General features: G+C 72.5%; 25 protein-coding genes. 10 read left to right on the plus strand and 15 right to left on the minus strand.

Going from position 1 to position 25,742, the window contains the following annotated elements; all coding sequences use genetic code 11:
• Positions 1 to 206 precede the first annotated feature (206 nt).
• The 4 genes from ITJ40_RS03495 to ITJ40_RS03510 form a co-directional block, all read right to left on the minus strand.
• Positions 207 to 575: a hypothetical protein gene (locus tag ITJ40_RS03495; RefSeq protein ID WP_194665758.1), complete on the minus strand. Its 369-nt coding sequence runs from the start codon at positions 573 to 575 to the stop codon at positions 207 to 209.
• Positions 572 to 3,022, minus strand: coding sequence for an AAA family ATPase (locus ITJ40_RS03500; protein WP_194665759.1), 2,451 nt, complete (start codon positions 3,020 to 3,022; stop codon positions 572 to 574). Before ITJ40_RS03500 ends, ITJ40_RS03495 begins: the two co-directional genes overlap by 4 nt.
• 244 nt (positions 3,023 to 3,266) lie before the next feature.
• On the minus strand, positions 3,267 to 3,779 hold the full coding sequence (locus ITJ40_RS03505) for an N-acetyltransferase (RefSeq protein ID WP_228511772.1): 513 nt from the start codon (positions 3,777 to 3,779) through the stop codon (positions 3,267 to 3,269).
• Between the two features lie 5 nt (positions 3,780 to 3,784).
• Complete coding sequence (locus ITJ40_RS03510) at positions 3,785 to 4,360, minus strand: GNAT family N-acetyltransferase (protein WP_228511774.1); 576 nt, start codon at positions 4,358 to 4,360, stop codon at positions 3,785 to 3,787.
• Positions 4,361 to 4,447: 87 nt separating this feature from the next.
• Here ITJ40_RS03510 and ITJ40_RS03515 point away from each other — a divergent pair, with 87 nt between their 5' ends.
• The 4 genes from ITJ40_RS03515 (at position 4,448) to ITJ40_RS03530 (ending at position 7,691) form a co-directional block, all read left to right on the plus strand.
• Positions 4,448 to 5,599, plus strand: a complete 1,152-nt coding sequence (locus ITJ40_RS03515) for an AI-2E family transporter (protein WP_194665761.1) — start codon at positions 4,448 to 4,450, stop codon at positions 5,597 to 5,599.
• A complete protein-coding gene (locus ITJ40_RS03520; RefSeq protein ID WP_194665762.1) occupies positions 5,596 to 6,396 on the plus strand; it encodes a DUF1206 domain-containing protein in 801 nt (266 codons plus the stop codon). The genes ITJ40_RS03515 and ITJ40_RS03520 overlap by 4 nt, the downstream gene beginning before the upstream one ends.
• On the plus strand, positions 6,396 to 7,127 hold the full coding sequence (locus ITJ40_RS03525) for a PhzF family phenazine biosynthesis protein (protein ID WP_194665763.1): 732 nt from the start codon (positions 6,396 to 6,398) through the stop codon (positions 7,125 to 7,127). Before ITJ40_RS03520 ends, ITJ40_RS03525 begins: the two co-directional genes overlap by 1 nt.
• Positions 7,128 to 7,193: 66 nt before the next feature.
• Positions 7,194 to 7,691 (plus strand): HTH domain-containing protein, encoded by a 498-nt coding sequence (locus ITJ40_RS03530; protein WP_194665764.1) that lies wholly within the window; start codon positions 7,194 to 7,196, stop codon positions 7,689 to 7,691.
• Here ITJ40_RS03530 and ITJ40_RS03535 read toward each other — a convergent pair.
• Positions 7,688 to 9,001, minus strand: coding sequence for a hemolysin family protein (locus ITJ40_RS03535; protein ID WP_194665765.1), 1,314 nt, complete (start codon positions 8,999 to 9,001; stop codon positions 7,688 to 7,690). The two genes, ITJ40_RS03530 and ITJ40_RS03535, sit on opposite strands and share 4 nt — an antisense overlap.
• 213 nt (positions 9,002 to 9,214) lie before the next feature.
• On the opposite strand from ITJ40_RS03535, the gene ITJ40_RS03540 reads away from it, so the two are divergent.
• On the plus strand, positions 9,215 to 9,643 hold the full coding sequence (locus tag ITJ40_RS03540) for a hypothetical protein (RefSeq protein ID WP_228511776.1): 429 nt from the start codon (positions 9,215 to 9,217) through the stop codon (positions 9,641 to 9,643).
• 25 nt (positions 9,644 to 9,668) lie between these two features.
• Here ITJ40_RS03540 and ITJ40_RS03545 read toward each other — a convergent pair whose 3' ends face one another.
• The 5 genes from ITJ40_RS03545 to ITJ40_RS03565 all read right to left on the minus strand — a co-directional run bounded on the left by ITJ40_RS03545 (position 9,669) and on the right by ITJ40_RS03565 (position 15,210).
• The gene (locus ITJ40_RS03545; protein ID WP_194665766.1) at positions 9,669 to 10,475 is read right to left on the minus strand and encodes a thioredoxin domain-containing protein; all 807 of its coding nucleotides are present in this window, start codon (positions 10,473 to 10,475) and stop codon (positions 9,669 to 9,671) included.
• A gap of 112 nt (positions 10,476 to 10,587) precedes the next feature.
• Positions 10,588 to 12,696, minus strand: a complete 2,109-nt coding sequence (locus ITJ40_RS03550) for a cytochrome c oxidase assembly protein (RefSeq protein ID WP_370531988.1) — start codon at positions 12,694 to 12,696, stop codon at positions 10,588 to 10,590.
• Positions 12,697 to 12,856: 160 nt separating this feature from the next.
• Positions 12,857 to 13,495, minus strand: coding sequence for a hypothetical protein (locus tag ITJ40_RS03555; protein ID WP_194665767.1), 639 nt, complete (start codon positions 13,493 to 13,495; stop codon positions 12,857 to 12,859).
• A 100-nt stretch (positions 13,496 to 13,595) separates the two neighbouring features.
• Positions 13,596 to 13,829 (minus strand): hypothetical protein, encoded by a 234-nt coding sequence (locus tag ITJ40_RS03560; RefSeq protein WP_194665768.1) that lies wholly within the window; start codon positions 13,827 to 13,829, stop codon positions 13,596 to 13,598.
• A 151-nt stretch (positions 13,830 to 13,980) separates the two neighbouring features.
• Positions 13,981 to 15,210: an FAD-dependent monooxygenase gene (locus ITJ40_RS03565; RefSeq protein WP_194665769.1), complete on the minus strand. Its 1,230-nt coding sequence runs from the start codon at positions 15,208 to 15,210 to the stop codon at positions 13,981 to 13,983.
• Between the two features lie 110 nt (positions 15,211 to 15,320).
• On the opposite strand from ITJ40_RS03565, the gene ITJ40_RS03570 reads away from it, so the two are divergent.
• Complete coding sequence (locus ITJ40_RS03570; RefSeq protein WP_194665770.1) at positions 15,321 to 15,815, plus strand: MarR family winged helix-turn-helix transcriptional regulator; 495 nt, start codon at positions 15,321 to 15,323, stop codon at positions 15,813 to 15,815.
• A gap of 16 nt (positions 15,816 to 15,831) precedes the next feature.
• Here the strand turns inward: ITJ40_RS03570 and ITJ40_RS03575 are convergent, their stop codons facing one another.
• Both ITJ40_RS03575 and ITJ40_RS03580 read right to left on the minus strand, forming a co-directional pair.
• On the minus strand, positions 15,832 to 16,617 hold the full coding sequence (locus ITJ40_RS03575) for a glycosyltransferase (RefSeq protein WP_194665771.1): 786 nt from the start codon (positions 16,615 to 16,617) through the stop codon (positions 15,832 to 15,834).
• Positions 16,614 to 19,223 carry a PIG-L family deacetylase gene (locus ITJ40_RS03580; RefSeq protein WP_194665772.1) on the minus strand — a complete coding sequence of 870 codons (2,610 nt, stop codon included), beginning with the start codon at positions 19,221 to 19,223 and terminating at the stop codon, positions 16,614 to 16,616. The genes ITJ40_RS03575 and ITJ40_RS03580 overlap by 4 nt, the downstream gene beginning before the upstream one ends.
• A gap of 214 nt (positions 19,224 to 19,437) precedes the next feature.
• Between ITJ40_RS03580 and ITJ40_RS03585 the strand changes: the two genes are divergently transcribed.
• Positions 19,438 to 19,656, plus strand: coding sequence for a hypothetical protein (locus ITJ40_RS03585; RefSeq protein ID WP_194665773.1), 219 nt, complete (start codon positions 19,438 to 19,440; stop codon positions 19,654 to 19,656).
• A 31-nt stretch (positions 19,657 to 19,687) separates the two neighbouring features.
• Here the strand turns inward: ITJ40_RS03585 and ITJ40_RS03590 are convergent, their stop codons facing one another.
• Positions 19,688 to 20,608 carry a phosphoribosylaminoimidazolesuccinocarboxamide synthase gene (locus ITJ40_RS03590; RefSeq protein ID WP_194665774.1) on the minus strand — a complete coding sequence of 307 codons (921 nt, stop codon included), beginning with the start codon at positions 20,606 to 20,608 and terminating at the stop codon, positions 19,688 to 19,690.
• Positions 20,605 to 21,855: a phosphoribosylamine--glycine ligase gene (purD, locus tag ITJ40_RS03595; protein WP_194665775.1), complete on the minus strand. Its 1,251-nt coding sequence runs from the start codon at positions 21,853 to 21,855 to the stop codon at positions 20,605 to 20,607. The genes ITJ40_RS03590 and purD overlap by 4 nt, the downstream gene beginning before the upstream one ends.
• Before the next feature lie 373 nt (positions 21,856 to 22,228).
• On the opposite strand from purD, the gene ITJ40_RS03600 reads away from it, so the two are divergent.
• Both ITJ40_RS03600 and ITJ40_RS03605 read left to right on the plus strand, forming a co-directional pair.
• Positions 22,229 to 22,609 (plus strand): sterol carrier family protein, encoded by a 381-nt coding sequence (locus tag ITJ40_RS03600; protein ID WP_194665776.1) that lies wholly within the window; start codon positions 22,229 to 22,231, stop codon positions 22,607 to 22,609.
• A gap of 49 nt (positions 22,610 to 22,658) precedes the next feature.
• Complete coding sequence (locus ITJ40_RS03605; protein WP_194665777.1) at positions 22,659 to 22,967, plus strand: hypothetical protein; 309 nt, start codon at positions 22,659 to 22,661, stop codon at positions 22,965 to 22,967.
• Positions 22,968 to 23,003: 36 nt separating this feature from the next.
• On the opposite strand, the gene purF is transcribed toward ITJ40_RS03605, so the two are convergent.
• Positions 23,004 to 24,464: an amidophosphoribosyltransferase gene (gene purF / locus ITJ40_RS03610; protein WP_194665778.1), complete on the minus strand. Its 1,461-nt coding sequence runs from the start codon at positions 24,462 to 24,464 to the stop codon at positions 23,004 to 23,006.
• Positions 24,465 to 24,553: 89 nt separating this feature from the next.
• On the opposite strand from purF, the gene purM reads away from it, so the two are divergent.
• Positions 24,554 to 25,663, plus strand: coding sequence for a phosphoribosylformylglycinamidine cyclo-ligase (purM, locus tag ITJ40_RS03615; RefSeq protein WP_194665779.1), 1,110 nt, complete (start codon positions 24,554 to 24,556; stop codon positions 25,661 to 25,663).
• The last annotated feature ends 79 nt before the right edge of the window (positions 25,664 to 25,742 follow it).

The raw sequence follows: 25,742 nt of genomic DNA on the forward strand, positions 1-25,742 counted from the left end.
GGCGGTGATCCGCTGATCGAATGACACGACGCCCGTCCCCTGACGCAGGGGGCGGGCGTCGTCGCGACGGTATGTGTCGCGGGCGTGTATGGCAAGGACGCTGCCTTCCTAGCAGTCGCATCAGGGTCGATTGTCTGCTCACGGCTCCGCATACTTCCATTAACCGTGGCCTTGTAAATGTGTAGCGTTGAGCAACGCCTGCTAGGTCATGGCTGGCTCGCATCATCCGCTTTTAGGGCGAGGCTTTCGAGCTCATCCACAGTGTGGGCCCACTCGTCGATCAGGGGGCCGGCAATGTTCGTCATACTGGTTCGCCCGTGAAGCACATCGGATGAGCGGGTATATATGTGCCGGGCGGTGCGGATGAGCCTCACGATATCTTCAAGCGATGTGCGTCCATCGTAAGCGACTCCGACGAATGCCAGACGCGGTTTTATGACTTCCTGTTTCACCAGTACCGCCTTGGTGGTAAAGGAATCTTTTACAGCCGTCACCATTATAAGCTCAATGCGATGGCGCAGCTCGACTATGGCCAGCCGCTTGGCCGATTCGGTACGGTCTCGCAAGCTGTTCATGACGCTTTCGCTAATATTGAGCAAGCTTTGCGTGCCTTTTTGATTTCAGCACGAGTGACTGCGTCTGTGATCTCGTTGCCATGAATGGCCTGATTCCATCGTTCCGCATAAGGACTGCACTCCTGCAGTGCTGCCAGAACCGGGTTTATGGTTCCAGGGTCCTGCCAGAAGTTACTAGCCACAGTCATGCGCTCCGCCGTAGTGCGAACTGCGTCTATGGCCTGTAAGTCCAGCGCCGTATTCCGGCCGCTCAGTGCAGCATTCCTGAGTGTGAATGTGCGAAGCGCATTGTCAAGGCCTAGCCTGCATAACCGACGGACGGCCATGCTGACGTCTAGTGTTGATCCAGCTTCGGCTACGGCGAGGTCATGAATAGTTCCCGCGTCTGTAAGTAGATCAACCCAAAACTGGCTACTATCGGTCACTTCGACATTGCCGCTTGCGCTTGAGCGATCGACGAGCCGCGTGTCGGTGTCTTTGGCCCGTGCGACCAGGTGCTCTTTCAATCGATCATCGTGCGTGAGGACTATGACTCGACGGGTCTCGGCTAGCTCTGATAGAAGTTCGGCGAGGTGATCGATTCTGAGTTCATCAAATGCATGAACAGGATCGTCTAGAAGGATAAAGCCGAAAGGGCCAGCCTCAACCGAAGCTAACAAGGGGGCCAATAGTACTGCGTTGCGTTGTCCTGCGCTTAGCATGCCGAGCTCTACTGCATTGTCGTTGCGATCAACAAGTTCCATGTTGGCTTTCGTCGATTGAGCGTTGATGCGGTTGAGCCTCAAATCCGCATCTGCTAGCAGTTTGCTGATTTGCAGACTCGCTTTGCCTTGCAGCACGTCACTTCGACGCTCGCGAAGCGCATTACGTAGCTCCTCCACGCGACGAGCGGTTTTGGTCCATAGCGTGGTTTCGCGCGCAGAATCGCCGTCAAGCGACCAGACGGCAATGAACTCTTGTACTGCATGAGATCTGGCGATTCTCCAGAGTCTTGTCTGATCGGTTCGAGAAAGAGCCTCTTCGATAAGAGACGTACCCTCTTCGGACAGAACCCATTGTGCAAGCGCCGCCGAAGCAGTAAGTGCCGAATGTTGAGTTGGAAGTGTCTCGCGCGCCGCCTCTTGGAAATTGGCTATAAGGCGGGAGGCGGTTGAACTGCTCACGTCGGAAGTATCGGACGGGCCGCCGCTTGAGCACGCGGCAACTGCCGGAACAAGGAGGCTCTCTACTGCGTCTTTGAAGGCTGCATGGGCTTGTGTCACTTGCTGGCGGAGTGTGGTAATTTGCGTGTTGCTAATGACGGATTGCTTCAAGATCTCGATCCAATTTACGTCTTCCGAGGCGCAAACGGGACAAGTAGAAGTACTAACGTGATGGGCGAGAGCTTCTGATTGCATCAGCTGGAGGGCTGTAGAAAGTTTGTGATTCATCGTCATCGATGATTCATCAAGCGCCCGGATTGCCCCTTGCAGTTCCGTTGCGCTAAAACTAAGGCGCGTCTTTGTGTCCGTGGGTAAAGAGCTTGAGATCGACCCCTGAGCCGAAAGTTGCGCGTTCTCAACCCAATCCTCTTTATTTTGGTCCACGGTAGGCTCAGGGACCATTTCAAGATGTACCGATGAGGAGCCACTTCGTTCTAGGTCAACGGTCGCCAGTCGACGCATAGCCTCATCCTTGGCTGAGCGCCAGCGCCTTAGGGCCTCAGCGGAAGCCTCTCCTTCTCTAGAGACTGCGGTCTGCAGGGAGCTAAAACTTCCGCCTAATGCGAGAAGTCCCTCAAAGTATGAGGCAAGGTCCTTACTTAATTGCACTTGTCTTTCCAGAGAGGCGTAAGCAAAAACCGGCTGATGGCTAACTAGCGCTTCATTCCATGAGGCGTCCAGCTCGATAGTCGCTTCGTCGCCTGACTGCTGGAGCGTCGCTTGATGCGACTCGACCGCTCCATCGGCGTCGAGTATTGCCTGTAGCGTCAATCGCTTATCGTCGCCAACGAGTGTGAGTATAACTTGAGCGCGAGATGCACCTCTGGCGAGGTGTATAGGGTCCCAGAGTCGTGCGCTTCCGGCTTTACCCTTGGCGTTTTGGGCTATTCTTCCGCTAAGGGCTATGTCGACGGCATCACTGATGCTTGATTTGCCTGCTCCATTTAATCCGTGCAAAACGGTAATTCCTGGAGTTGGGTCAAAAATGATCTCCAGCGGAGTGTCATTGACAACTCCTCGGAAGCCCATGATCGAAACCTTTTCGAGCTGCCAGGTGGTCTGTCCAGCATTCCATGTCAATGAGCTGGTTGGTGCTCCCGCGAGGTTGGATGCGACTTCATGTAATTTGTCCCAGCTTTCGCGCCCGGTCCTCGCGGACTGTCTCTTGTTTTCGATCGCTTCAACTATGTCCTGGTTTGAGTACATCGTTAGCGCTTGAATATCCGCTGGTTCCGCTACGGTCATGAGATTCCTGCCGTTGGAGGCGGCCGTGTTGCCACCCTGTCCAGATCCTCACATGGCAAGGTCGCGGTGGCTACTGCAACTCGGCGGAGTTTATCGCGGTACCCCTCGAAATAGGGGCGTCTCGGGCGCACTCGACCCGCTTGGTTGCCAACGTTGGCTGCCGATGGCGCATATGCACGTGCTTCTATGTGGGTGGCCATGTCCCATATAGGCGTGATCTCACGCGCTCCGACCTGTTTAAGGATCAGGCGAGCGGCAGCTCCATCTCCAGGTCCCTCTGCGTGCGGTCGAGCGCGTACGGCACGCTGCGGCCCGTGAGGACGAAGCCGCGGCGCTCGTAGTAGGCGCGGGCGCGCGGGTTGTCCTCGTGCACCTCGAGGCGGAGGGCCTGCGCGTTCGGACGGTCGCGGGCCCAGGCGATGACGGCGTCGAGGAGCATGTCGGCGACCCCGGCCGCGCGACCCCGGGCGTCGGGCGTGATGTAGACGCTCACGAGCATCACGCGCGTGGGATCCGCGGCGACGAACGCGTTCATGGCGCCGAGCCAGCGGCCGGTCGCGCGCTCCACGGCGACGTACGCGGTGCTCCCGGGCTGGTTCGCGCGCCGCGTCCGCGCCTGCCAGTCGGAGTCGGGCCGGCCGAGCGCGTGCTCGAGGGTCTCGAGGTAGGCGAGCGGGGTGTCCTCGAGCATCTCGAGGCGGAGGGCGCGGTACTCGCGCCAGTCCTCGGCGCGGAGGCGGTGGATCACGGCGTCCATCGCGCTCAGACCAGCTGCCCGTTCACGTGCAGGTCGCCCGCGGGGAACGCGTCGGCGGGCGCGGTGACCGGCAGGATCATCCAGCCGTGGTCCTGGTGCACGACGCCGGCGGCGCCGAGGAGGGTGAAGCCGCTGTAGTGGCCGGTGCGGCCGTCGAGCGGCAGCCAGCCGTGCCTGCCGTAGTAGCCGGACGTCGACTCGCCCGTCTCGAGGAGGCCAAACGGCACGGCGAGGCGGGCGAGGGCGCCGCGGATCCCGTCGGCCAGCAGCGTGCCGAGGCCCTGCCTCTGCCGCTCCGGGTGCACGGCGACCATGCCGGTGGATCCCAGGAGCAGGTCGTCGGCCGGGTCGCCCGCGCCATCGCCCACCTCGACGTGCATGCGTCGGATCCCCGCGTGCGCCACCAGCTCGTCGCCGTCGTGCACGAGGATCCGCAGCTCGGGCCGCGCGCCCGCCCAGCTCTGCGCGCCCCCGTAGCCCGCGGCGAAGTCGGGGAAGGCGCGGGCCAGGAGCGCCGCGATCCGCTCGTGGTCGGCGACGTCGAGCGCGCCCTCGCGGACGACGGAGAGGCGGGGTCCCATGGGTCGAGGGTATCGGCCGGTCACACGCGTGTCCGGGCCCGGACGGCGGCCCGGTCGCGCGGCCCGCCCGCCCGTAGGGTGGAGCGCATGACCACCCCGCAGTCCGTCTGGCAGGACAAGCTCGGCCGCCTCTCCATCCGCTGCGTGCAGATCCTGGCGGTCCTCGTGGTCGCCATCGCGATCGTGTACGCCGCCATCTCGCTCAAGCTCGTCGTGATCCCGGTGATCATCGCGCTGATCCTCGCGTGCGCCGTGCGCCCGATGGTGCTCTGGATGGAGCGCCGCGGCGTGCCCGACGCGCTCGCCGCGGTCATCGCGCTCCTCACGGGCCTCGTGCTCTTCGGCGGCGCCATCACGGCCGTCGTCTTCGGCGTGCAGAGCCAGTGGCCGACGCTCGTGAAGGCGACCAGCAAGGGCGTCGACCAGCTGCAGACGTTCGTCCAGGAGGGCGGGTTGCCGATCGACTCCGGCCAGATCGACTCTCTCCGCCAGTCGGTCGTGGACTTCCTCACCAGCAGCCAGTTCGGATCCGGCGCCATCGCGGGGGTCTCCGCCGCCGCCGAGGTCGTCACGGGGGCCGTGCTCGGGCTCGTCGTGTTCTTCTTCTTCGTCAAGGACGGGCCGCAGATCTGGGCCTTCCTCATCCGCCCGTTCCGCGGTCGCGGTCGGAAGCGCGCGGTGCGCGTCGGCCACGAGGGCTCCAAGGTGCTCGGCGGGTACATCCGCGGCACGGCGACCGTCGCGCTCGTCGACACCGTGTTCATCGGCGCCGGCCTCTTCATCCTCGGCGTGCCGCTCGCGCTGCCGCTCTCGCTCGTGGTCTTCATCGGCGCGTTCGTGCCGATCGTCGGCGCGACGGTCGCCGGCATCCTCGCGGCCCTCGTCGCGCTCGTGACCAACGACCTCGGCACCGCCATCTGGGTCGTCGCCATCGTGATCCTCGTGAACCAGCTCGAGGGCAACCTCCTGCAGCCGGTCGTGCTCGGCAACGCGCTCAAGCTGCACGGCCTCATCGTGCTGCTGGCCCTGACCGCCGGCACGATCCTCGGCAGCATCATCGGCGCGATCCTCTCGGTGCCGCTCACGGCCGTCGCCTGGACCGCGTGGAAGATCATCATGGAGCCCGACGAGGAGGAGCCGGAGCCGCCGGCACCCGCGCCCCTCGAACCCGTGAAGAAGGTGGCCCGCGGCCTCACCGCGAAGCTCACGGGCCGCTCCGCTCCCGCGTCCTCCCGGTGAGCGCGACCGGCGCCGCGGCGGGCCTCCGGCGCTCGCCCGGCTTCGCCGTCGCCGCGCGCCTCGGGCACGCGGTCAACGGCCTGCTGCACCTCCTCATCGGCGTGATCGCGTTCCGCCTCGCGACCGGCGGCGGTGCCGGGGAGGCCGACCAGTCGGGCGCGCTCGGCTCCATCGCGGGATCGCCCGGAGGCCGCGTGCTGCTCTGGGTCGTCGTGGTCGGACTCCTCGGCCTGGGCCTCTGGCAGCTCGTCGAGACCGTGCTCGCCCGCGGCGACGACGCGAAGCGCACCTGGGCGGCGCGCGCGAAGGAGCTCGGCAAGGCCATCGCCTACCTCGCGATCGCGGCCACGGCCCTGCGATTCGCGACCGGCGGATCCAGCGACTCCTCCGAGCAGACCCAGTCGATCAGCGCGCGCCTGCTCGAGGCGCCCGGCGGCGTCGCGCTGCTCGTGGTCCTCGGGCTCGCGGTCGTCGCGGTCGGCGTCTACTTCGGGTACAAGGGCGCGACGAAGCGCTTCCGCGACGACCTGGCCGTGCCGTCGGGATCGCTCGGGCGCGGGATCACGGCGCTCGGCGTCGCCGGGTACGTCGCCAAGGGCGTCGCGCTCGTGGCGGTCGGCGTGCTGTTCGTCGTCGGCGCGGTCACGGCCGACCCGAGCCGCGCGACGGGCCTCGACGGCGCGCTCCAGTCGCTCGCCGGGCTGCCCGCGGGCGTCGCCGTGCTCGCGATCACGGGGCTCGGCCTCATCGCGTACGGCCTGTACTGCGGCGCCCGCGCGCGCTACGCGAAGCTGTGATGAGCCGTCCGGTCGTCGCGCTGGAGGGCGTGCGGCCCGACGAGGTGCACGTGGTGCGGGTGTTCGCGGATGCCGACGGGCGGCACGGCAACGAGCTCGGGATCGTGCTCGCCTCCGCGCGCACCGACGGCCGGGAGCAGGTGATCGCGCAGGCGCTCGGCTTCAGCGAGACCGTGTTCGTCGACGCGGTGGATGCGCCCGGCGCGGATCCGCGTGGCGCGTCGATCCGCATCCTCACGCCCGCGCGCGAGCTGCGCTTCGCCGGGCACCCGACCGTGGGCACGGCGTGGTGGCTGGCGTCGCGCGGCGCCTCCGTCGACCACCTGCGGGTGCCCGCAGGGGCCGTGCGCGTGGACCGCACCGGCGACGAGGTGCGCGTGACCGCCGATCCCGACTGGGGCCCGGAGTTCACGTGGCAGGAGCACCCGACGGCCGACGCGCTCCGCGACCTCGACGCCGACTCTGTGGACCCTGCGGTCGACCACCTCTATGCCTGGGCCTGGACGGACGAGGCCCGGGGAGAGGTGCGCGCCCGCATGTTCGCGCCCGCGCTCGGCGTCGTCGAGGACGAGGCGACCGGATCCGCGGCCCTGCGGCTCACGGCGCTCCTCGGCCGCGACCTCCGCATCACGCAGGGGCGCGGCAGCCGGCTGGTCACGCGGCTGCTCGCCGACGGCCGGGCCGAGGTCGGCGGCCGCACCGTGCCCGACCGCGTGATCCCGCTGCCCTGACCCGCGCGGACCGCCGCCGCTCGTCGTGCGATGCTCCTGGTACGCGCACCCGAGGAGGGACCCCGCATGAGCGTCGAGCCGTTCGACCCCCGAGGCGTGCTGCGGCGCCTCCTCGCGGAGGGCGCGGTCTCCGTCGACGCGCTGACGGCGATCACGGGCATCCCGGCTGAGGCCCTCGGACGCTTCGTCACGGACCCGAGGGACGGCGGGATGAGCCGCGCCCCCGACCCGACCGGCCTCGGGCCCGATGCGACGGAGCGGCTGTCCGACCTCGTCGCCCGCCTCTCGGTGGGCATGCCTGTCGGGGATGACGAGCGGCTGCGGGCGATCCTCGAGACGCTGACGATCTCGCTGCGCGTGCCGACGACGAGCATCGCGGAGCTGACCGGCATCGCGGTCGGCGACATCGAGTCGGCCCTCCGGGATCCGCGGCACGTCGACGCGGAGACCAGGTACGCGCTGGCGGTCCGTGCGTCGTACCTCCTGCACGCGGCCGGCGACGCGGCGCCACGACACGATCGCGTGGGAGCGCCACGGGCCACGGGTCGCGGCGCCGGCCGCTAGGCGGTCGCGGTCTCCGCGTCCTCCGCCGCCGGCTCCTCGCGCGGGACGACGAGGATCTCGGAGATCCGCCGCCGGTCGAGCGCCGTCACCTGCAGGGTCACGCCGTCGACCTCGACCGTGTCGCCGACCTGGGCGAGCCGACCGAGGTTCTCGATGACGAAGCCCGCGACCGTGTCTGACGCGGAGTCGGGCAGCTTCACGCCCGTCGCCTCCTCGAAGTCCTGGAAGTTCAGGCGCCCGTCGATGGTGCCGCCGTCCTCCGCGAGATCTCGCGACGCGGAGTCGGTGTCGTACTCGTCGAAGATCTCGCCCACGACCTCCTCCACGAGGTCCTCGAGCGTGACGATGCCGTCGGTGCCGCCGTACTCGTCCACGATCACGGCGATCTGGTGGCCCTCGGCGCGCATCATCGTGAGCGTCGGCAGCACCCGTGCGGTGGCCGGGAGGTAGGGGATCGGGCGGAGGATCTCGGAGACGGGCCGCTCGGGATCCGCCGCGATCGCCTGGTAGAGGTCGCGCACGTGCACGAAGCCGATGACGTCGTCGATGGTCTTGTCGACCACCGGGTAGCGCGAGTACGGCCGGTCCTGCACGTCGATCCCCGCCTCGCGGACCGTGCCGGTGCCGTCGAGCGCGGCGATCTCGGGGCGCGGCTTCATCACCTCGCTGAGCTGGCGGTGGCGGAGGGAGAGCACGTCGTCGAGGATCCGGCGCTCGTCGTCCGGGAGGCCCTCGTGGCTGGAGACGATGTCGCGGAGCTCCTCCTCGCTCATCTCCTCGCCGGTCTTGTGCGGGTCGCCGCCGAGGAGGCGCACGACCACGTCCGTCGAGACGGAGAGCAGCCAGATCACCGGCCGCATGAGGTTCGCGAAGCCGTTGAGCACGGGCGCGACGCCGTACGCGAAGCCCGCGTTGCGCTGGATCGCCAGGCGCTTGGGCGCGAGCTCGCCGAGCACGAGCGACAGGTAGGCGATCATCAGCGTGAGCAGGAGCGTCGCGATCGTGGACGCGAGGCCGGCCTCGAGGCCCCACGACTCGAGCAGCGGCACGACGGACGGCGCGATCGACGAGGCGCCGTACGCGGCGGACGCGAAGCCGGCGACGGTCACGCCGATCTGCACCGCGGCGAGGAAGGTGTTCGGGTTCCGGGCGAGCGCGGCGACCTTCTCGCCGCGGCGTCCGCGGGCGGCGAGGGCGTTGAGCTGGCCCTCGCGGAGGGTGACGAGCGCCATCTCGGTGGCGGCGAACACGCCGCCGACGAGGACGAACACCACGACCAGGACGATGTTGAGGAGGAGGTCGCCGTTCACGAGCGAGGTCCGGTCGGGCGGGTGACGGACATCCCACCGGTGCGGGCGGTGGCGCGGAGGGTGCGGGGCGTGCCCGGGGTCGTCCGGGCGCCGGGACTGTGGCTGTCGGGAGCGGGCTCCCGCGCGGTTCTGTGCATGGATCGAGGGTAGTGGAGCAGGTGGGGAAATAGCCCGGGCCGTCGTCCGACGGCGGCCGTGCCCTACGGTCGGGGCATGGATCAGACAATGCTCGACGGGTCGTGGCTCGGCAGCTCCGGGTGGGTGACGCTCGCCCTCGTGAACGCGGGGCTCGCGGAGCAGAAGGGCCGATCCCGGTGGAACTGGTTCCTCGCCTCGATCGTCCTCGGCCCGATCGCGACGTTCTTCATCGTGACGTGGGAGCGCGCGCCCGCGCGGCCCGTCGCGACACGGGGAGAGGGCCCGACGAACGGGCTCCTCGCCGTGGGGATCGGGCTGGCTGCGCTGGCCGTGGTGATCGGCGTGGTCGCGGCCATCGGCGGGGACACCGGGATGTGGGTCCTCGCGGCCGCGCTCGCGGTCGTCGCCGCGGTCTCCCTGGTCCTGCACGTCCTCGCGCACCGGCGGTGGGCGGCGGCGCGGACCGCGTCGCGGGCGCGGGCGGCGGTCGTCCCGGAGGACTGACCGCCGCCCGCGGTCCCGCGTCGGCTCAGCCCGCCGTGAATCCGCTCGGCAGCTGCGCGCCCGCCTTCGTCACGGCGTCGACGAGGTCCTGCCCGCCGACCGTCGTGATCGTCTCCCCGCCGATGCGGAGGGTGGGCGTGCCGGTCACGCCCGACTGCTGCGCCGCGTCGGTGTTGGCCGTGATCCAGTCCACGTACGCGCCCTTCTGCGCGCAGGAGAGGGCATCCGGATCCGTGACGCCCCGCCCCTGGAGCCACGTGGAGAAGTCCTTCCCCGTCCACGAGTCGGTCGCGGCGGAGTGGTTGGCGAAGAGCGCCGAGTGCACGCCGGGCCAGGCCGACGGATCGTGCGCGAGCACGCAGGCGGCCGCGCTGCCGGCGACCCGGCCGTAGTTCGTCACGATCTGGATGGGGTGGTACACCACGGCCACCTGCCCGCTGCCCGCGAGCCGGTCGAGCAGCGGGCCGTTCTCGGCCTCGTACTCCTGGCAGTGGGGGCACGAGTAGTCCTCGTAGACGTCGAGCGTGACGGGGGCCGCTGCGGCGCCCACGCGCACGCTGTCGGGTCCCGTCGTCACCTGCGCCTGGTCGCCGGAGCCGAGGGCGACGGTCGCGTCGGCCGTGGGCGGCTGGGCTCCGGCGCTCGCCTGGTCGCGGAGGAGGATCGCGCCGCCCGCGATCGCCGCGATGAGGATCACGACGACCCCGGCGACGCCCAGCTGGGTCAGCAGGCGCCGGCGCTTCCGCTTCGCCTCCTCGATGCGCCTCTGCGCGTTGGCCTTCTCGCGGATCTCCCGGGTGCGGTCGCGGTCGGCTGCGGTCTTCTTGCTCATCGGTCCTTCTCTCGTGTGCGGTGTGGGGTTGTGCGGGGTCGGGTCGTGCGGTGACGGGTCGTGCGGTGCGGGTGAGGGTCGCCCGGGGAGGGCGCGGGTCGCGGGGCGCGCGTCATGCGGTCGGCTCCGCGCCGCGATCGTGCCGGTGGATGGCCTGCAGGTTCGCGTTGTAGGCGCGCAGCTCCGCGTCGTCGTCGCGGAGGGCGGCGCGGTCGTAGCGCCGGGCGGCGCGCGTGTCGGACGTCGACCACTGCCGCACCACCATGAGCGCCACGAGCACGACGGGTAGCTCGCCCGCGCCCCACGCGATCCCGCCGCCCGCGGCCTGGTCGGCGAGCAGCTGCGCGTCCGTCTGGATGCCGAGCTGGTGCCAGAAGTCGATCGCGAGGATCGACGTCCCCGACATGATCGACAGCCCGAAGAACGCGTGGAACGCCATCGTCGCGAGCAGGATGATGAGCCGGATCGGGTACGGCGGGCGGCGCGGCCCGGGATCCACCCCGATCAGCACGAAGAAGAACAGGTAGCCGCTGATGAGGAAGTGCACGCACATCAGCAGGTGCCCCTGGTGGGTCTGCAGCGACCACTCGAACCAGCCGGTCCAGTAGAACGCGACCAGGCTGCCGGCGAAGACGACGGCGGCGACGACCGGGTGCGTCACGAGCGCCGCGTAGCGGGAGTGCGTGGCGGCGAGCACCCACTCGCGGACGCCGCGGCTGCCGTCGCGCCGCGCGGGGACGGTGCGGAGCAGGAGCAGCACGGGGGCGCCGAGCACGAGCAGCGGCGGCACGTACATCATCAGCAGCATGTGCTGGATCATGTGCGTGCTGAAGTGCACGGCGCCGTAGACGCCGGGCCCGCCGCTGGTCGCGTAGACGAGGAGGGCGCAGCCGGCGAGCCACGGCACCGTGCGCGCGGGCGACCACGCGTCGCCGCGGACCCGCAGCCGGTGCACGGCCGCGAGGTAGAGCCCCGCGAGCACGACGGCCCCGGCGAGGAAGAGGTAGTCGGGATGGAACGACGTCAGCATCCGCCCGGTCGTCACCGGGTCGGGGAACGTGAAGCCGATGAGCGAGGCGCGCGGATCCACGTCGGCGACGGAGGTCTGCGGGACCGGCGGCGCGCTCCGGCTGAGCGCGACGGACACGCCCATCGCCACGGACATGGCCACGACCTCGCCCACCGCGAGCCGGAGGAACGCGGTGCGGCGGGTCGCGTCGCGGACGAGGCCCGGGATCACGATGCGGCGGTGGGCCCAGCCCGCGAGGCCGAGCCCCACGAGCAGCGCCGTCTTGAGGAGCAGCAGCACGCCGTACGGGGTGGTCACCAGGTCGAGCGGCCCGCCCAGCCGGAGCGACGCGTTGATGATCCCGGAGAGCGCGACGGCGACGAACGCCCACCCGGCGAGCGTCGAGTAGCGGCGGACGACCGCGGGCAGCGCCGTGCGCACGTGCCGCTGGAGGAGGATCACCGCCACGAGCCCGCCGGCCCAGACGGTGACGCCGATGAGGTGGATGCCGAGGCTGTTCACCGCGTTCGCGTGCTCGTAGGTGCCCGCCGCGTGGCCGGAGAGCGAGAGCGGGAGGAGCGCCAGCAGGGCGGCTCCCGCGGCGATGCCGATCCCCGTGACGCGCTGGGTCCACATCGTGACGCCCAGCACCACGGCGATGCACACCAGCGACGCGACGAGCGTCTGCCCGAGCTCCAACCGGGTCGTGAAGTACGCGAACTGGCCGCGGAACGTGGGCGACGTGAGGGGCACGCCGATCACGTTCGCGCCCGAGAGCGCGAGCACGGCGATGCCGGCGGCCAGCCACACGGCGGCGGCGCGCGACGCCCAGCGCGTGGCCTTCCACTGCGCGAGGCTCGCCATGCCGGGCCGCTTCGTCTGACCGGGGAGGGCGAAGGCCGCGACCACGAGCAGGCCGATGGTGACGGCGGCGGCGGCGTCGTGGATCACGCGCGCGATGGGCAGGCCGTACCGGACGACGTCGCCGGGGTCGACCAGCAGGGTCGTCGTCGTGGCGCCCGTGAACAGGGCGCTGAGGAGCATCACCCCGACGGCGAGCGGCAGGCACAGCCAGAGGAGCGCCGACTGGCCCGAGACGCGCGGCAGCCGCAGCTGGGCGGTGCGCGTCTCGAACGCGATGTCGTCGAGGTCGTCGGGCGCGGGGGCCCGCGGCGTGGCGGCGGTGGTGGGCAGGGAGGTGTTCGGGGGCACGGGGATCCGTCCGTGAGGCGCGCCGGTGGTGCGCGGGCGGGGCCGGTCGCGTGATCGCGGCACGGCGGAGGCGCGTCGGGCGACGCGGGACGCCGCGCGGCCGCCTCGGGCGGACGCGCGGGGGCCGGGCGCGAGGGGGTCGCGTCCGGACGGGCTCGGATCAGGCGGCGGCGGGCGGCCCGCGGCGGGGCATCGACGACAGCGCGACGCCCGTGTCCGGCAGGCCCGGGTGCCAGGCCGCCGGCACCCGGTGGCGGAGCTCGACGGACGGGGAGGCGAGGAGCGCCACCGCGTGCAGCGCCACGACGAGGGCGGTGCGCGCGAGCGCGACGAGGTCCCAGAAGGCGCGCTCGCCGAAGCGCAGGGCGACGCAGGTGACGGCGGCGGCGAGGACGTGGGCCGCCCACATGCCGGGGCCGTGGTGCATCCCGGCCATCGCGGCGGCCTCGGTGCCGCCTCCCGCGACCGTCGTGAGGACGTGGCCGCCCATGCCGTGGTGCCCGCCGACCATCCGGGTGCTCGCGGTCGTCGCGGCGCCGACGGAGAAGAGGAGGTGGAACGCCCCCTGGCTGAACGCGACGGCGATCGCGAGCCGCAGGACGGAGATGGTGCGTCCGGCGAGGAACGTGCTGACCGGGAGGGCGAAGGCCGCGGCGACGACGACGCCGACGAGGCCGGGAGCCTCGCCGCCACCGGCCATGTGCGAGACCGCGGCGACCAGGATCGCGACGCCGGACGTGACGACGCCCCGCGCGACGCGCACGCCGCGCGTGCCCATCACCTCGGTGCCGCGCTCCATCGCCGTCGAGCCTACGCGGTGCATGCTGCGGGACCGCGGGGACCGGGGCCAGGGGGGGGATCCTCGTCCCTCCTCGCGAGGAGGACGCGCGGACCCGCGCTCAGCCGGTGGGCGCGACGCGCACGTCGGCGGATGCGCGGGGCGCGAAGCGGGCGTCGAAGTCGCGCTCGTTCGGGATCCAGACCTCGCGCCACAGGGCGACGTGGTCGCGACCGAGGCGCGCGTCCCGCGCCCGCCCGCGCACCGAGGCCGTCGGCAGGTCGACGTCGCACCAGACCGCGAGGTCGAGCGCGGGCCGGGTGACGGGGTGGATGAGGCCGATCAGGTCGACCACGAGCAGGTCGGTGCGCGGGAGCGGCTCGGGCTCGCCGAGCGTCCGGCGGCCCGGGTGACGGGCCGGCTGAGGGCCGGCGCGGCGGGATCGGGCGCGTCCATCCCGCGAGCGTAGGCGCTCGCCGGCCGGGAGCGGCCCCCGGCCCCGCCCGTCAGCCGCGCAGCCGCGGGTAGGCGGCGAGCGTCGGCACGTGCCGCGCGCTGGTGAGGAGGAACCGGTCGGCCACCCCGCGGACGGGCCGGGACGCGGCTACCCGCATGGCGCCGCGCAGCACCCTCTGCCCGACCGCCGAGGAGGGGTGCGTGAGCCGCGCACCGCCAGGCGGCAGCCCCTGGGCGCTGTCCGCGTAGCGGCGGAGCTGTCCCTCGTAGCGCGCGAACGCGGCCGCGAAGGTGTCGGCGGGATCGGCGAGCGCGCGTCCCAGCTCGCCCGCGAGCACGTGGGCGGCGACGAGGGAGAGGGTCGTGCCCATGCCCGTGGGGCCGGATCCCCAGGCCGCGTCGCCGAGGAGCGCGATGCGCCCCTTCGACCACGTCGAGACGATCACCTGCTCCATGCGCTGCGTGTAGAACTCGTCCGGGCGCGCCTGGAAGCCGTCGAGGATCCGCTCGACCTGCCAGCCCGTGCCGCGGAAGCGCGCGCGGAGCACCGTCATCTGCGCGTCGAACGGCAGCTGCTCGAAGCCGGACGGCTCCGACTCGAACGACAGGCTCGCGCGGATCGTGCCCTCGTCGTCGGGGCGGATGGTGGCGTTCCGCGCACCGCGCCCCGTGAGGAAGTCCCAGTAGTCCGTGTCGCCCGCGATGCGGTCGATCGTCCCGTAGGCGATGCTCACGCCGTGGTCGCGGAGGGTGGTCTCCTCGGCGAACGCCAGCCGACGCGTCCGGGAGCTGCGGCCCTCGGCGACGAGCAGGAGGTCGTAGCGCTCGTGGGATCCGCTCGCGAGCTCGACGTCGACGCCCGTCGCGTCCTGCTGCACGCCCGTCACGAAGTCGCCGTATCGGAGCTCGACGTCGTCCCGCACGAGGTCGACGAGGATCCCCGCGAACCGGCCGCGCAGGATCTCCACCTCCGCCGTCGGCCCGTCCGTCCCGGTGCCGCGCGGGAAGGTCGCGACGACGCGGCCGTCCTCGTCCACGAAGCGCGTCCCGTCCTCGCCGGTGAGGTTCGCCATGACGGCGTCCTCGATCCCCATGCGGCGGAGGACGTCGCGGCCGAGGCCCCGCACGTCGATGTTCTGCCCGGCCTGGCGCTGCTCGGCCGAGCGCTCGAGCAGGGTCACGTCGAAGCCCTCGCGGTGCAGGCCCCAGGCGAGCGCCGGGCCGGCGATGCTGGCTCCCGTCACGAGGACCCTCGGGCGGTGATGGGTGGTGTCGGACATGCGGTGATCTCCTCGTGTCATCGAGCGGGCCCGGGATCCCGGGCCCGAGTAGACTCTATGGCGTAGATGCTTCACGGTGAAGCATTCCGGCCGACTCGGAGGATCACGACATGTCCCACACCATCGCGGTCCCGGGGGACCGCTCCGACGTGCTCGAGCGGCTCCGGGACTACACGACCGCGTTCGACGAGTCGGTGCGGCAGCTGGCCGCGGCGGTCGGGCTGCCGACGACGGACACGACGGCGCTCGCCGAGGTGATCTGGGCGGACACCGCCGGTCGCGCGCTGTCCCCGGCCCGCCTGTCGGAGAAGCTCCACCTGACCTCGGGGGCGACGACCGCGCTCATCAACCGGCTCGAGGGCGGCGGCCACCTCGAGCGGAGCCGGGAGAGCGCCGACCGGCGGGTGGTCACGCTGCGGGCGACCGCCGCGTCCCGCGCGCGCGTGACGACCATGCTGCGGGGCGCGCAGGCCGAGGTCGACCGGGCGCTCGACGGGTTCACCGCCGCGGAGCTCCGCACGGCGGCCGCCGTCGTGCAGGCGGTCGCGGAGGGGACCGCGGCGGGCACCCGCGGGATGGCGGGCGACGGCGGCGCGTCGACCTGAGCGGTGCAGCGCCGGGTCAGCCCGCCGGGACGCAGGGGCTGTCGCAGCCCGCGGCACGCTCCCGTTCGCGCGCCCGCTCCAGCAGCGACACGTGCAGGTACCCCGCGTACCCGCCGGGCGTGCGCCCCTCGCGACGGCTCGACGTGAGCACCTCTCCGGCCGCCGACGCCGTGATCCGCGCGTCGAGCGCCCGGAGCCTGCCCACCAGGTCGACGTCCTCGTGCTCCGCGAAGGCCGGGAAGCCGCCGGCCGCGACGTAGGCGTCGGCGCGCACGCCCAGGTTCGCGCCGTGCACGTGCCCGTTGGCGTGGCCGGGCACGCGGGTCGCGCGCCAGGCCGCGACCTGCGCGGGGCTCAGGGCGTCGAACTCCGGACGGACGGTGCCGACGACCACGTCGGCCCCCGCGTCCGCGAGCTCGAGCTGGCTCGTGATCCACGCGGGCGGCACCGCGGAGTCGGCGTCGGTGCACGCGATCCAGTGCTCGGCGTCGTCGCCGTCCCAGCCGGCGCGGGCCGCGTCGACCCCCCGGGCGCGCGCGGCGCCCACGCGCCCGGCCGCGCTCTCGATGACCTCGACGCCCGCGGCGCGCGCCACCTCGGCGGTGCGGTCCCGGCAGTCGTCGGCCACGAGGATCACGCGCACGCGCACCCCGACCGCGCGCGCCCGGGTCGCGGCGGCCTCCACGGACGCGAGGCAGCGGCCGACCAGCTCCTCCTCGTCGCGCGCGGGGATGACGACCGTGACCGCGCGGATCCGCGGTGCCGGCTCGCCCTCGACCGCCGCGGCCGACCCGCCCGTCACCGCAGACCCGTCCGGGTCGCGACCGAGCGCGGATCCGCCGACAGCACCTCGAGCAGGAAGTCGTCCTCCTCGTGCCGCATCAGCACGTGCAGCCCGGGGACGGCGGCGAGCCGCGCGTGCACCTCGTCGCCCGTGCGCTGGAAGTCGCCCTCCGGGTGCCGCCAGTGGCAGGCGACCAGCGTCCCCGTGGGGCCGAGGGCGTCGGGCAGGGCGGCCAGCACACGGTCGAACGCGGCCTCGTCGAGGTAGTAGCCGACCTCGCTCATCACCACGAGGTCGAAGGCGCCGGCCGGCCAGTCGGCGCCCACGTCGCGCACCTCGAGGCGCACGTGCGGAGCGTCGGCGAGGCGCGCGCGGGCCCGCTCGACCGCGGTCGGCGCGACGTCCACGGCCAGCATCCCGTCGACCCGCTCGGCGAGGCCCGCCGTCGTCACGCCGATGGAGCAGCCGATCTCGAGCGCCCGGCCGTAGCGCTCGTCGGGCAGGGCCGCGAGGGTGGCGAGGCGCTTGCGGCGCTCGTACCACCGGGTCTGGACGCTCCACGGATCCTCGGCCCGCGCGTACGCGGCGTCGAAGCGCTCGGCGGCGGTGGGCGTCGCGGGGGCGTCGTCGCCCGCGATCAGCACCTCCCGGTCGCGTTCGGCGTGCCGGAGGAAGCCGGGCTGCAGCACGGCAGCGTCCTCGGGGGCGTCGGAGAGCGGATCCACCTGGCTGGCGTGCGCCCGGATCGCGGCGCGCTTGGCCTCCCGCACGCGCGCGTCGAGCGGCAGGGCGCGCATCGCGGCCCACGGCACGCGCGCATCGTCCGGCGTCGCCCAGTGCCACATCCAGACCGGGTACTCGACGAGCCGGATCCCGCGCTCGGCCGGAAGCGCGCCCACCAGCTCGGCGACGACCTCGCCCGTGATCCGGTGGTCGCGGTGCCCGTCGCCGCGCCAGGGAGCGGCGACCCACGTGCCCGGCGCGGCGTCGGCGACGAGCGCGGCGAGGTCGTCGCGCACGGCGTCGCGGCGCTCGCGGATCCCGCCGTCGGGGTGGCCGAGGAGCACGAGCCGGGCAGCGGGGGCGACCGCGTCGAGGGCCGCGCGGGCCTCGTCGCGGCGGAGGGCGACGAGCTCGTCCGGCGTGCGCGTCGGGGATCCGGGGTGCGATGCGGCGCCGTCCGTCACGATCACGAGGGTCACCGGCACGCCGCGGTCCGCGGCCGTGGCCAGGAGCCCCGCGGCGCCGATCGACTCGTCGTCGGCGTGCGCGGAGACGACGAGGAGCGCGGCCATCCCCGCGAGGTCGGGCGCGGGGAGCGCGGCCCATCGCGGATCCGCCTCCCATGCGTCCGCGTCGGTGCCGGGCTCGCGGGCGTCGAAGGCGACGCCCGTCGCGGCGGTCGTGGCGGGTTCGGTCGCGGCTTCGGCAGCGGCCGTCGCGGCGGTCGGCGCCGTGGCCGCCGCCCGACGCGTGGCCGCCTCCGCCAGCGCCCCGCCGAGCGAGGCGTCGTCGCGCTCGGCGTGGTGCTGCCGCACGTACAGTCCGAGGTCGGCCACGCGCTTCGCGTGATCCGCGTCCTGCGCGAGCGGGGCCGGCCCGAGCGCGTGCGCGACGTGCGTCAGCGTGTCGTCCACCGCCCGGGCGACGACGGCGCGCACCCGCTTCGCGAGCAGCCGCCCCTCCTCGCCCGAGGCTCGCCCCCGGTCGACCAGCAGGGCCGCCTCGGCGAGGGACGCGCGCGCCCCGTCGAGCGCCGCGTCGACCGCGCCCAGGTGCGTGAGCAGGAGGCGGTCGGCGCCCTCGCGGGACGCCGCCCGGAGCAGCGTGCGCGCCAGCCCGACCGCGCCGCCGTACCAGCAGGCCGCGACCTGGATCCCGCCCCAGTGGAACCCGGGCCGCGCGAGGTACCAGCCGGGCGCGCCCACGCGTCGGGCCGGCACGTCCCGCAGGCGCAGCGGCCCGCTCGGGACCTCCACGAGCCCGCGGGCGACCCAGGCGCCGGGCACGACCTCGACGCCGGGGTGGCGGAGGTCCACCGCGAACAGTCCGCGCGAGCCGTCGTCGACGGCGGCGGTGATGAGCGCGTGCGTCAGCGACCCGGCCAGCGAGCACCACGGCTTCGTGCCGGACAGCAGCACGGCGTCGGATCCGCCGGCGTCCGTCGCGGCCGTCAGCGGATCCCCGCCGCCCTCGGCCGCGAACACGCCCCAGGTCCTCGGCTCCGCGCGCTCCGAGGAGCCGTCCGCCCGCGCGACGTCGCCGTCGGAGCCGGCCCCCGCGGCGTCGCGCTCCTGGTCGAGGATCGCGAGCGCGTCGAGGTGCGGCTCGACCGTCCGGGCGATGCCCAGGTCGGCCGCGGCGAGCGTGGCGAGCGCCTCCCAGAGGTCCGCCGTCCCGCCCGCGCCCGGCCGGGCGCCGCTCTCCCCGAGCGCGACGGCGAGCTCCAGCGCCCGCTCCGTCGTCCACCCCGATCCCGGGGGCGTGGCCGCGAGCGCCTGGCGCACGAGGGCGACGGCGGTCCCGTCGGGATCCTGGCCGGGCGGCACCGCGCCGGAGGCGAGGCGGACGCGCGGCGGCACGTGCGCGTCGGGGGCGGATGCGGGCAGGGGACCGGATGTCACGGGGTGGGGCGCCAAATCGTCGAGGTGTCGTCCGGGCGGGGCCCGGTCGTCCTTCGAACCTACAAGCGTCCGCGGCCGGCTGTCGGGGTCGGCGGGGCACCGCGCGGATGTGGCAGGCTGGCCGCCTCGGATCCCCCGGCCACGCGGGTGTGGGACCCTGACGTCAGGGCTGGGGCGTGATCCGCTCCGCCCACGCACGACAGAGGGGACCACCATGGACCAGCACGCCGACCCGCACGCCCACGAGCCCGCGACCGAGGGCCCCGCCGAGGAGCCCACGCCCGAGGCGGTCGAGGAGTTCGAGCGCCTCGCCGTCCTGCGCATGGGCGGCCAGGACATCGAGGGCGCCCTCGACGAGCTCCCCGACGCGGACGCCCGCGAGGTGGCGGAGGTCGCCATCGACCGCGTCGTCCGCGGCTACGACCACCTCTAGCCCGGGCGGCGGGCGTCGAGCGCCCGCCTGCCTAGCGCCCGGTGAGCCGCGTGATGAGCTCCCGGTACCGCTCCGCCGTCCGCTCCACGATCTCCTGCGGCAGCACGGGCGGGGTCCCGGTGCGATCCCAGTTCGCCGCCAGCCAGTCCCGCACGATCTGCTTGTCGAAGCTGTCCGTGCGGTTGCCCGTCGCGTACGCCTCGGCGTCCCAGTACCTCGACGAGTCGCTCGTGAGCACCTCGTCTGCCAGCGTCGTGATGCCCGTGCGCGGGTCGATGCCGAACTCGAATTTGGTGTCCGCGAGGATCACGCCGCGCTCCTCGGCGATGGCCGACGCGCGGCGGTACACGTCGAGGGACAGGTCGCGGAGGCGCGCCGCCTCCTCGTGCCCCACGAGCTCCTCGGTGCGCGCGAAGGTGATGTTCTCGTCGTGCTCGCCCTGCGGCGCCTTCCAGGCCGGCGTGTAGATCGGCTCGGGGAGGCGGTCGCCCTGCGCGAGGCCGGCCGGCAGCGGGATGCCGCACACCGTCCCGTGCTGCCGGTACTCCTCCCAGCCGGATCCCGCGAGGTAGCCGCGCACGACGCACTCGATGGGCAGCATCTCGAGCACGCGGCAGAGCATGGCGCGGCCCTGCACCTGCGCGGGGATGCCGATGCGGTCGAGGGTGTCGCCGTCGACGAGGTGGTTCGGCACGTCGAGCCGGTCGAACCACCAGAGGCTGAGCCGGGTGAGGAGCTCGCCCTTGCCGGGGATCCCCGGCTCGAGCGCGAAGTCGTAGGCGCTCACGCGGTCGGTCGCGACGACCAGCACGTGCGGCTCGCCCTCGAGCGCGCGGTCGTCCGTGTCGTCGACGGCGGGGCTGAACAGCTCGCGGACCTTGCCCGAGTACGCGTGCTCCCAGCCGGGCAGGTCCCAGTCCGCCGCGTGGCCCGCGGGCGTCCCGGCGCTCATCGGATCACCTGCGCGGCGATGTCGGTGCGGTGCTGCGACCCGTCGAGCGACAACCGCCCGACGGCCTCGTAGACGCGCGACCGCGCCTCCGCGAACGACGGCCCCGTCGCCACGACGCTGAGCACGCGCCCGCCGGTGGCGACCAGCCCGGCCTCCGACTCGGCGGTGGCCGCGTGGGCGATGCTCACGCCCGGGACGGCCTCCGCCTCCTCGACCCCCTCGATGACGCGACCGGTGCGCGGCGACTCCGGGTAGCCCTCGCTCGCGACCACCACGGTGACCGCGACGTCGTCGGAGAACTCCGGCCGCGCGACGCCGCCGAGCTCGCCCGACGCGGCCGCGAGCAGCAGCCGCGAGAGCGGCGTGACGAGGCGGGGCAGCACGACCTGCGTCTCCGGATCCCCGAAGCGCGCGTTGAACTCGATCACGCGGATGCCGTCCGCGGTGAGGATGAGCCCGCAGTAGAGCAGCCCGATGAACGGCGTCTGCTCCTCCGCGAGCTTCCGCACGGTGGGCAGCGCGATGGTGTCGATGACCTCGTCGACGAAGCCGGCCGGCAGCCACGGCAGCGGCGAGTACGCGCCCATGCCGCCCGTGTTCGGTCCGGCGTCGCCGTCGCCCAGCCGCTTGTAGTCCTGGGCGGGGGACAGGGGGACGACGTCGTGGCCGTCGGAGAGGAGGAAGAGCGACACCTCCTGCCCGGCGAGGAACTCCTCGACGAGGACGGTGCCCTGGCCGAGGTAGTGCTGCGCGTGCTCGAGGGCCAGCGTGCGGTCGGCCGTGACCAGCACCCCCTTGCCCGCGGCGAGGCCGTCGGCCTTGATGACGTAGGGGGCGCCGTACGCGTCGAGCGCGGCCTCGACCTCGTCGATCGTGCCGGCCTGGGCGGCGCGGCCCGTGGGCACGCCCGCCTCCTCCATGATGCGCTTGGCGAAGGTCTTGGACCCCTCGAGGGCTGCGGCGGCCCGGCCCGGCCCGAAGACCGGGATGCCGCGCGTGCGCAGCGCGTCCGCGACGCCGGCGACGAGCGGCGCCTCGGGCCCCACGACGACCAGCTCCACGCCCTCCGCGAGCGCGTGCTCCGCGACGATCTCGGGGTCGTCGATGTCCATCTTCACCACCGGCACGACGCGGGCGATCCCGGCGTTGCCGGGGGCCGCGACGATGTCGTGACCCGCGTCCTCCCGGAGCAGGGCCGTGACGATGGCGTGCTCGCGCGCACCGGAACCGAGTACCAGGATCTTCACGCCCCCAGCCTATCGACGCCCACCCCACCGGACCGGGGCCCTGGGGGCGGAGGAGGACGCGCCGATGCCGCGCCTCGCGAGGGGGCGGAGGGTGGGAGGCCGACCCGCCGCGGGCACGGCCCGGGTCGGCTCCCTGCCCGCTCCGGCGTTCTTCGGGTCCGCCGGCGGGCGCATCGTCCCTGTCCTCCCGTCGCCGGGGGAGGCGACGGGAGGGCGGGCGTCCTGTCGTGCCGAGCGGGTCGTGTCACCGCGCTGCACTTCCATACACGGTAATGGATGTCCCCCAAAGCGCGGACGCGGGGCGACGCCCCATTAGGAGGGGCGCGACGCCGGCGGGCGGGTCCGGCCCCCGCCGCTCTGGCATCCTGGGACGATGGCCAAGGCGCGCATCCACCCCACCGTCGGACAGCCCGCCGTGCGGGCGGCGCTCGCCCAGGGCGCCGACGCCGACCGGGAGACGCGGGCCACGGCCGTGCGCTTCCTGCTGCAGGCGCTCGCGGATCTCGCGCCCGGCGGCACCGTCGAGGTCCGCGTCCCGCCGTTCGGCGCCGTCCAGTGCATCGAGGGCCCCGGCCACACGCGCGGCACGCCGCCCAACGTCATCGAGACCGACCCCGCCACGTGGATCGCGCTCGCCACGGGCGGCACGACCTGGGACGCGGGCGTCGCGGCGGGCCAGGTGCGCGCATCCGGCCTCCGGGCCGACCTCCGCGGTCTCGTCCCCGTGCCCTGGGAGCTCCCGGCCGACCGCTGAGCGCCGCCGCGGTTCGTCCCGCGTCGGCGGCACGGGGGATGATGGGTCCATGACCGACGCCCGACCCCAACCCGACGACGAGCGCCGCACCGAGGTCCTCGTGCGGCGGTCCCCCCGCTACTTCCGCTTCATGGGCGTCGGAGCGGTCCTCGGGATCATCGTGGCGATGGTCCTCACGCTCACGTTCCCGCCGAACCCGGAGTTCTCCGCGGCGCAGGTGCTGGCGTTCCTGGCGTTGTTCGCGGTCGTCCTCTTCGGCGGGCTCGCCGCGCTGATCGCGCTGGCGCTCGACCGCGCGGCGTCCCGTCGATCCCGCGTCCTCACCGCCGAGCGCGAGCGGGGCGAGCCGGGCGCCTGATCCCGCACCCGGCCGCCGGCCACCACGGCACGCCGATCAGCTGAGCTGCGTGCGCTCCAGCCAGGACAGGTACTCCGGCGTCACGTTGCCGGTGATGTACTCGCCGGTGAAGCAGCTCATCTCGAGGTCCTCGACGCCCGTGGATCCCTCCATGATGGCGTCGCGCATGTCGGCGACCTCCTGGTAGATGAGATGGTCGGCCCCGAGCTCCTGCGCGATCTCGGGGATCTTCCGCCCGTGGGCGATCAGCTCCTGCCGGGACGGCATGTTGATCCCGTACACGTGCGGGTAGCGCACCGGCGGGGCGGCGGAGGTGAACGTCACCTTGTTGGCGCCCGCCTGGCGCGCCATGGCGACGATCTCGCGGCTCGTCGTGCCGCGCACGATGGAGTCGTCGACGATGAGGATGTTCTTGCCCTGGAACTCGGAGCTCATGGCGTTGAGCTTCTGCCGCACCGACTTCTTGCGCTGCGCCTGCCCCGGCATGATGAAGGTCCGGCCGACGTAGCGGTTCTTGTAGAAGCCCTCGCGGTACTCGATGCCGAGCGTCTGCGCGACCTGCATGGCCGACGGCCGGGAGGAGTCGGGGATGGGCATGACCACGTCGATGTCGCCCGCGGGGCTGTGCTCCGCGATGGTCGCCGCGAGCCGGTTGCCCATGCGCAGGCGCGCGTCGTACACGCCGATGCCGGACATGACCGAGTCGGGCCGCGCGAGGTAGACGAACTCGAACGCGCAGGGGATGAGGCGTGGCGCCGGGTGGCACTGGCGCGCGTGCATCTCGCCGTCCATCGTGATGAAGACGGCCTCGCCGGGCGCGACGTCGCGCACGATCTCGTAGCCGAGCGACTCCATGACGAGCGACTCGCTCGCGACGACCCACTCCATCCGGCCGCCCGCGAGCTCGCGGCGGCCGAGGGTGAGCGGGCGGATGCCGAACGGGTCGCGGAACGCGAGCATGCCGTGGCCGGCGATCATCGCGATGGACGCGTAGGAGCCCTGCACGCGCTCGTGCACCCGCTCGACCGCGGTGAACACCTGGTCGGGATCGAGCGCGAGGCCCGAGACCTGCGACTGCAGCTCGTGCGCCAGCACGTTCACGAGCAGCTCGGTGTCGGAGCTCGTGTTGGTGTGGCGGCGATCCACGTGGAAGAGCTCCTGTGCCAGCTCCCGCGTGTTCGTGAGGTTGCCGTTGTGCACCAGGACGATGCCGTAGGGCGCGTTCACGTAGAACGGCTGCGCCTCGTCCTCGTCGGCTGCGCTGCCGCGGGTCGCGTACCGCACGTGGCCGAGGCCCATGGTGCCGAGGAGCGACCGCATGTCGCGGGTTCGGAAGGCCTCGCGGACCTGGCCGCTCAGCTTCTTCACGTGGAAGGTGTTGCCCTCCGCCGTGGCGATGCCGGTGGAGTCCTGACCGCGGTGCTGCAGGAGCAGGAGGCTGTCGTAGACGAGTTGGTTGACGGGTTCGGACGATACGACGCCGACGATGCCGCACATGCTTCGGCTGACTCCTGAAGAGTAGAAGAGGTGGGGGAGAGGCCAGTGTCCCACACGGGAGCGACGCGCCCGGCCGCTACCCTGTACGCGTGACCACCAAGAGCTCGTATGCAGAGGCCGGCGTCGACACGGAGGCCGGCGATCTCGCGGTCCAGCTGATGAAGGAGGCCGTGTCCCGCACGCACGGACCCGAGGTCATCGGCGGCTTCGGCGGATTCGCGGGGCTGTTCGACGCGAGCGCGCTCACCCGCTTCCGCCACCCGCTCCTCGCCACGTCCACGGACGGCGTCGGCACGAAGGTCGCCATCGCGCAGGCCATCGACAAGCACGACACCATCGGCCAGGACCTTGTGGGCATGGTCGTCGACGACATCGTCGTGGTCGGCGCGCGTCCCCTCTTCATGACCGACTACATCGCGTGCGGCAAGGTCGTGCCCGCGCGCATCGCGGACATCGTCGCCGGCATCGCGCGGGCCTGCTCCGACACCGGCACCGCGCTCGTCGGCGGCGAGACCGCGGAGCACCCGGGACTCCTCGGGCCGGACGACTACGACGTGGCGGGTGCCGCGGTCGGCGCGGTCGAGGCGGACTCCGTGCTCGGATCCGAGCGCGTGCGCGACGGCGACGTGGTGCTGGCGCTCGCCTCGAGCGGCCTGCACAGCAACGGCTTCTCGCTCGTGCGCCACATCCTCGCGACGGCCGGCATCGGCTTCGGCGACACGTCGGCCGAGCTCGGCGGTCTGGTCGGCGAGGTCCTCCTCGAGCCGACGCGCCTCTACACGACGCCGCTGCTCGACGTGCTCGCGCAGCCGGAGCTCGGCCCGGCCGTGCACTCCATCAGCCACGTCACCGGCGGCGGCATCGCGGCGAACCTCGCGCGCGTGCTGCCCCGCGGGTCCTTCAGCGAGCTCGAGCGCTCCACCTGGTCGCCGCCCGCGGTCTTCCGCGCGCTCGCCGGCATCGCGGGCTCGACGCTCGAGAGCGCGGAGGGGACCTGGAACCTCGGCATCGGGATGATCGCCGTGGTGGACGCGCCCGCCGCGGACGGCATCGCGCGCGCGCTCACCGCCGCCGGGATCCCCAGCTGGGAGGCCGGTCGCGTCACGATCGGCGACGCCCCGGCGGGTGCCGGCTTCGAGCAGGGCGCCAAGGGCGTCGACGGCGGGGCCGTGCGCCTCACCGGTCGCTACCGCGACTGACCCGCGTCACGCTCCGGGCGTCGGCCCTCACGGGTCCGCATCGGGGCACGTCCGACGCTGGCGGATGAGGGCGCACATG

Source organism: Clavibacter sp. VKM Ac-2872, assembly GCF_015351105.1.
In the GTDB taxonomy this organism is placed as follows: domain Bacteria; phylum Actinomycetota; class Actinomycetes; order Actinomycetales; family Microbacteriaceae; genus Clavibacter.

What these genes read in the sequence shown, in the direction of transcription:
- ITJ40_RS03505 (WP_228511772.1), bottom strand. Translation starts at nt 3,779, where the DNA reads ATGGACGCCGTGATCCACCGCCTCCGCGCCGAGGACTGGCGCGAGTAC.
- ITJ40_RS03525 (WP_194665763.1), top strand. Translation starts at nt 6,396, where the DNA reads ATGAGCCGTCCGGTCGTCGCGCTGGAGGGCGTGCGGCCCGACGAGGTG.
- ITJ40_RS03515 (WP_194665761.1), top strand. Translation starts at nt 4,448, where the DNA reads ATGACCACCCCGCAGTCCGTCTGGCAGGACAAGCTCGGCCGCCTCTCC.
- ITJ40_RS03540 (WP_228511776.1), top strand. Translation starts at nt 9,215, where the DNA reads ATGGATCAGACAATGCTCGACGGGTCGTGGCTCGGCAGCTCCGGGTGG.
- ITJ40_RS03545 (WP_194665766.1), bottom strand. Translation starts at nt 10,475, where the DNA reads ATGAGCAAGAAGACCGCAGCCGACCGCGACCGCACCCGGGAGATCCGC.
- ITJ40_RS03495 (WP_194665758.1), bottom strand. Translation starts at nt 575, where the DNA reads ATGAACAGCTTGCGAGACCGTACCGAATCGGCCAAGCGGCTGGCCATA.
- ITJ40_RS03600 (WP_194665776.1), top strand. Translation starts at nt 22,229, where the DNA reads ATGGCCAAGGCGCGCATCCACCCCACCGTCGGACAGCCCGCCGTGCGG.
- ITJ40_RS03530 (WP_194665764.1), top strand. Translation starts at nt 7,194, where the DNA reads ATGAGCGTCGAGCCGTTCGACCCCCGAGGCGTGCTGCGGCGCCTCCTC.
- purF (WP_194665778.1), bottom strand. Translation starts at nt 24,464, where the DNA reads ATGTGCGGCATCGTCGGCGTCGTATCGTCCGAACCCGTCAACCAACTC.
- ITJ40_RS03565 (WP_194665769.1), bottom strand. Translation starts at nt 15,210, where the DNA reads ATGTCCGACACCACCCATCACCGCCCGAGGGTCCTCGTGACGGGAGCC.
- ITJ40_RS03555 (WP_194665767.1), bottom strand. Translation starts at nt 13,495, where the DNA reads ATGGAGCGCGGCACCGAGGTGATGGGCACGCGCGGCGTGCGCGTCGCG.
- ITJ40_RS03570 (WP_194665770.1), top strand. Translation starts at nt 15,321, where the DNA reads ATGTCCCACACCATCGCGGTCCCGGGGGACCGCTCCGACGTGCTCGAG.
- ITJ40_RS03500 (WP_194665759.1), bottom strand. Translation starts at nt 3,022, where the DNA reads ATGACCGTAGCGGAACCAGCGGATATTCAAGCGCTAACGATGTACTCA.
- ITJ40_RS03510 (WP_228511774.1), bottom strand. Translation starts at nt 4,360, where the DNA reads ATGGGACCCCGCCTCTCCGTCGTCCGCGAGGGCGCGCTCGACGTCGCC.
- ITJ40_RS03605 (WP_194665777.1), top strand. Translation starts at nt 22,659, where the DNA reads ATGACCGACGCCCGACCCCAACCCGACGACGAGCGCCGCACCGAGGTC.
- ITJ40_RS03590 (WP_194665774.1), bottom strand. Translation starts at nt 20,608, where the DNA reads ATGAGCGCCGGGACGCCCGCGGGCCACGCGGCGGACTGGGACCTGCCC.
- ITJ40_RS03585 (WP_194665773.1), top strand. Translation starts at nt 19,438, where the DNA reads ATGGACCAGCACGCCGACCCGCACGCCCACGAGCCCGCGACCGAGGGC.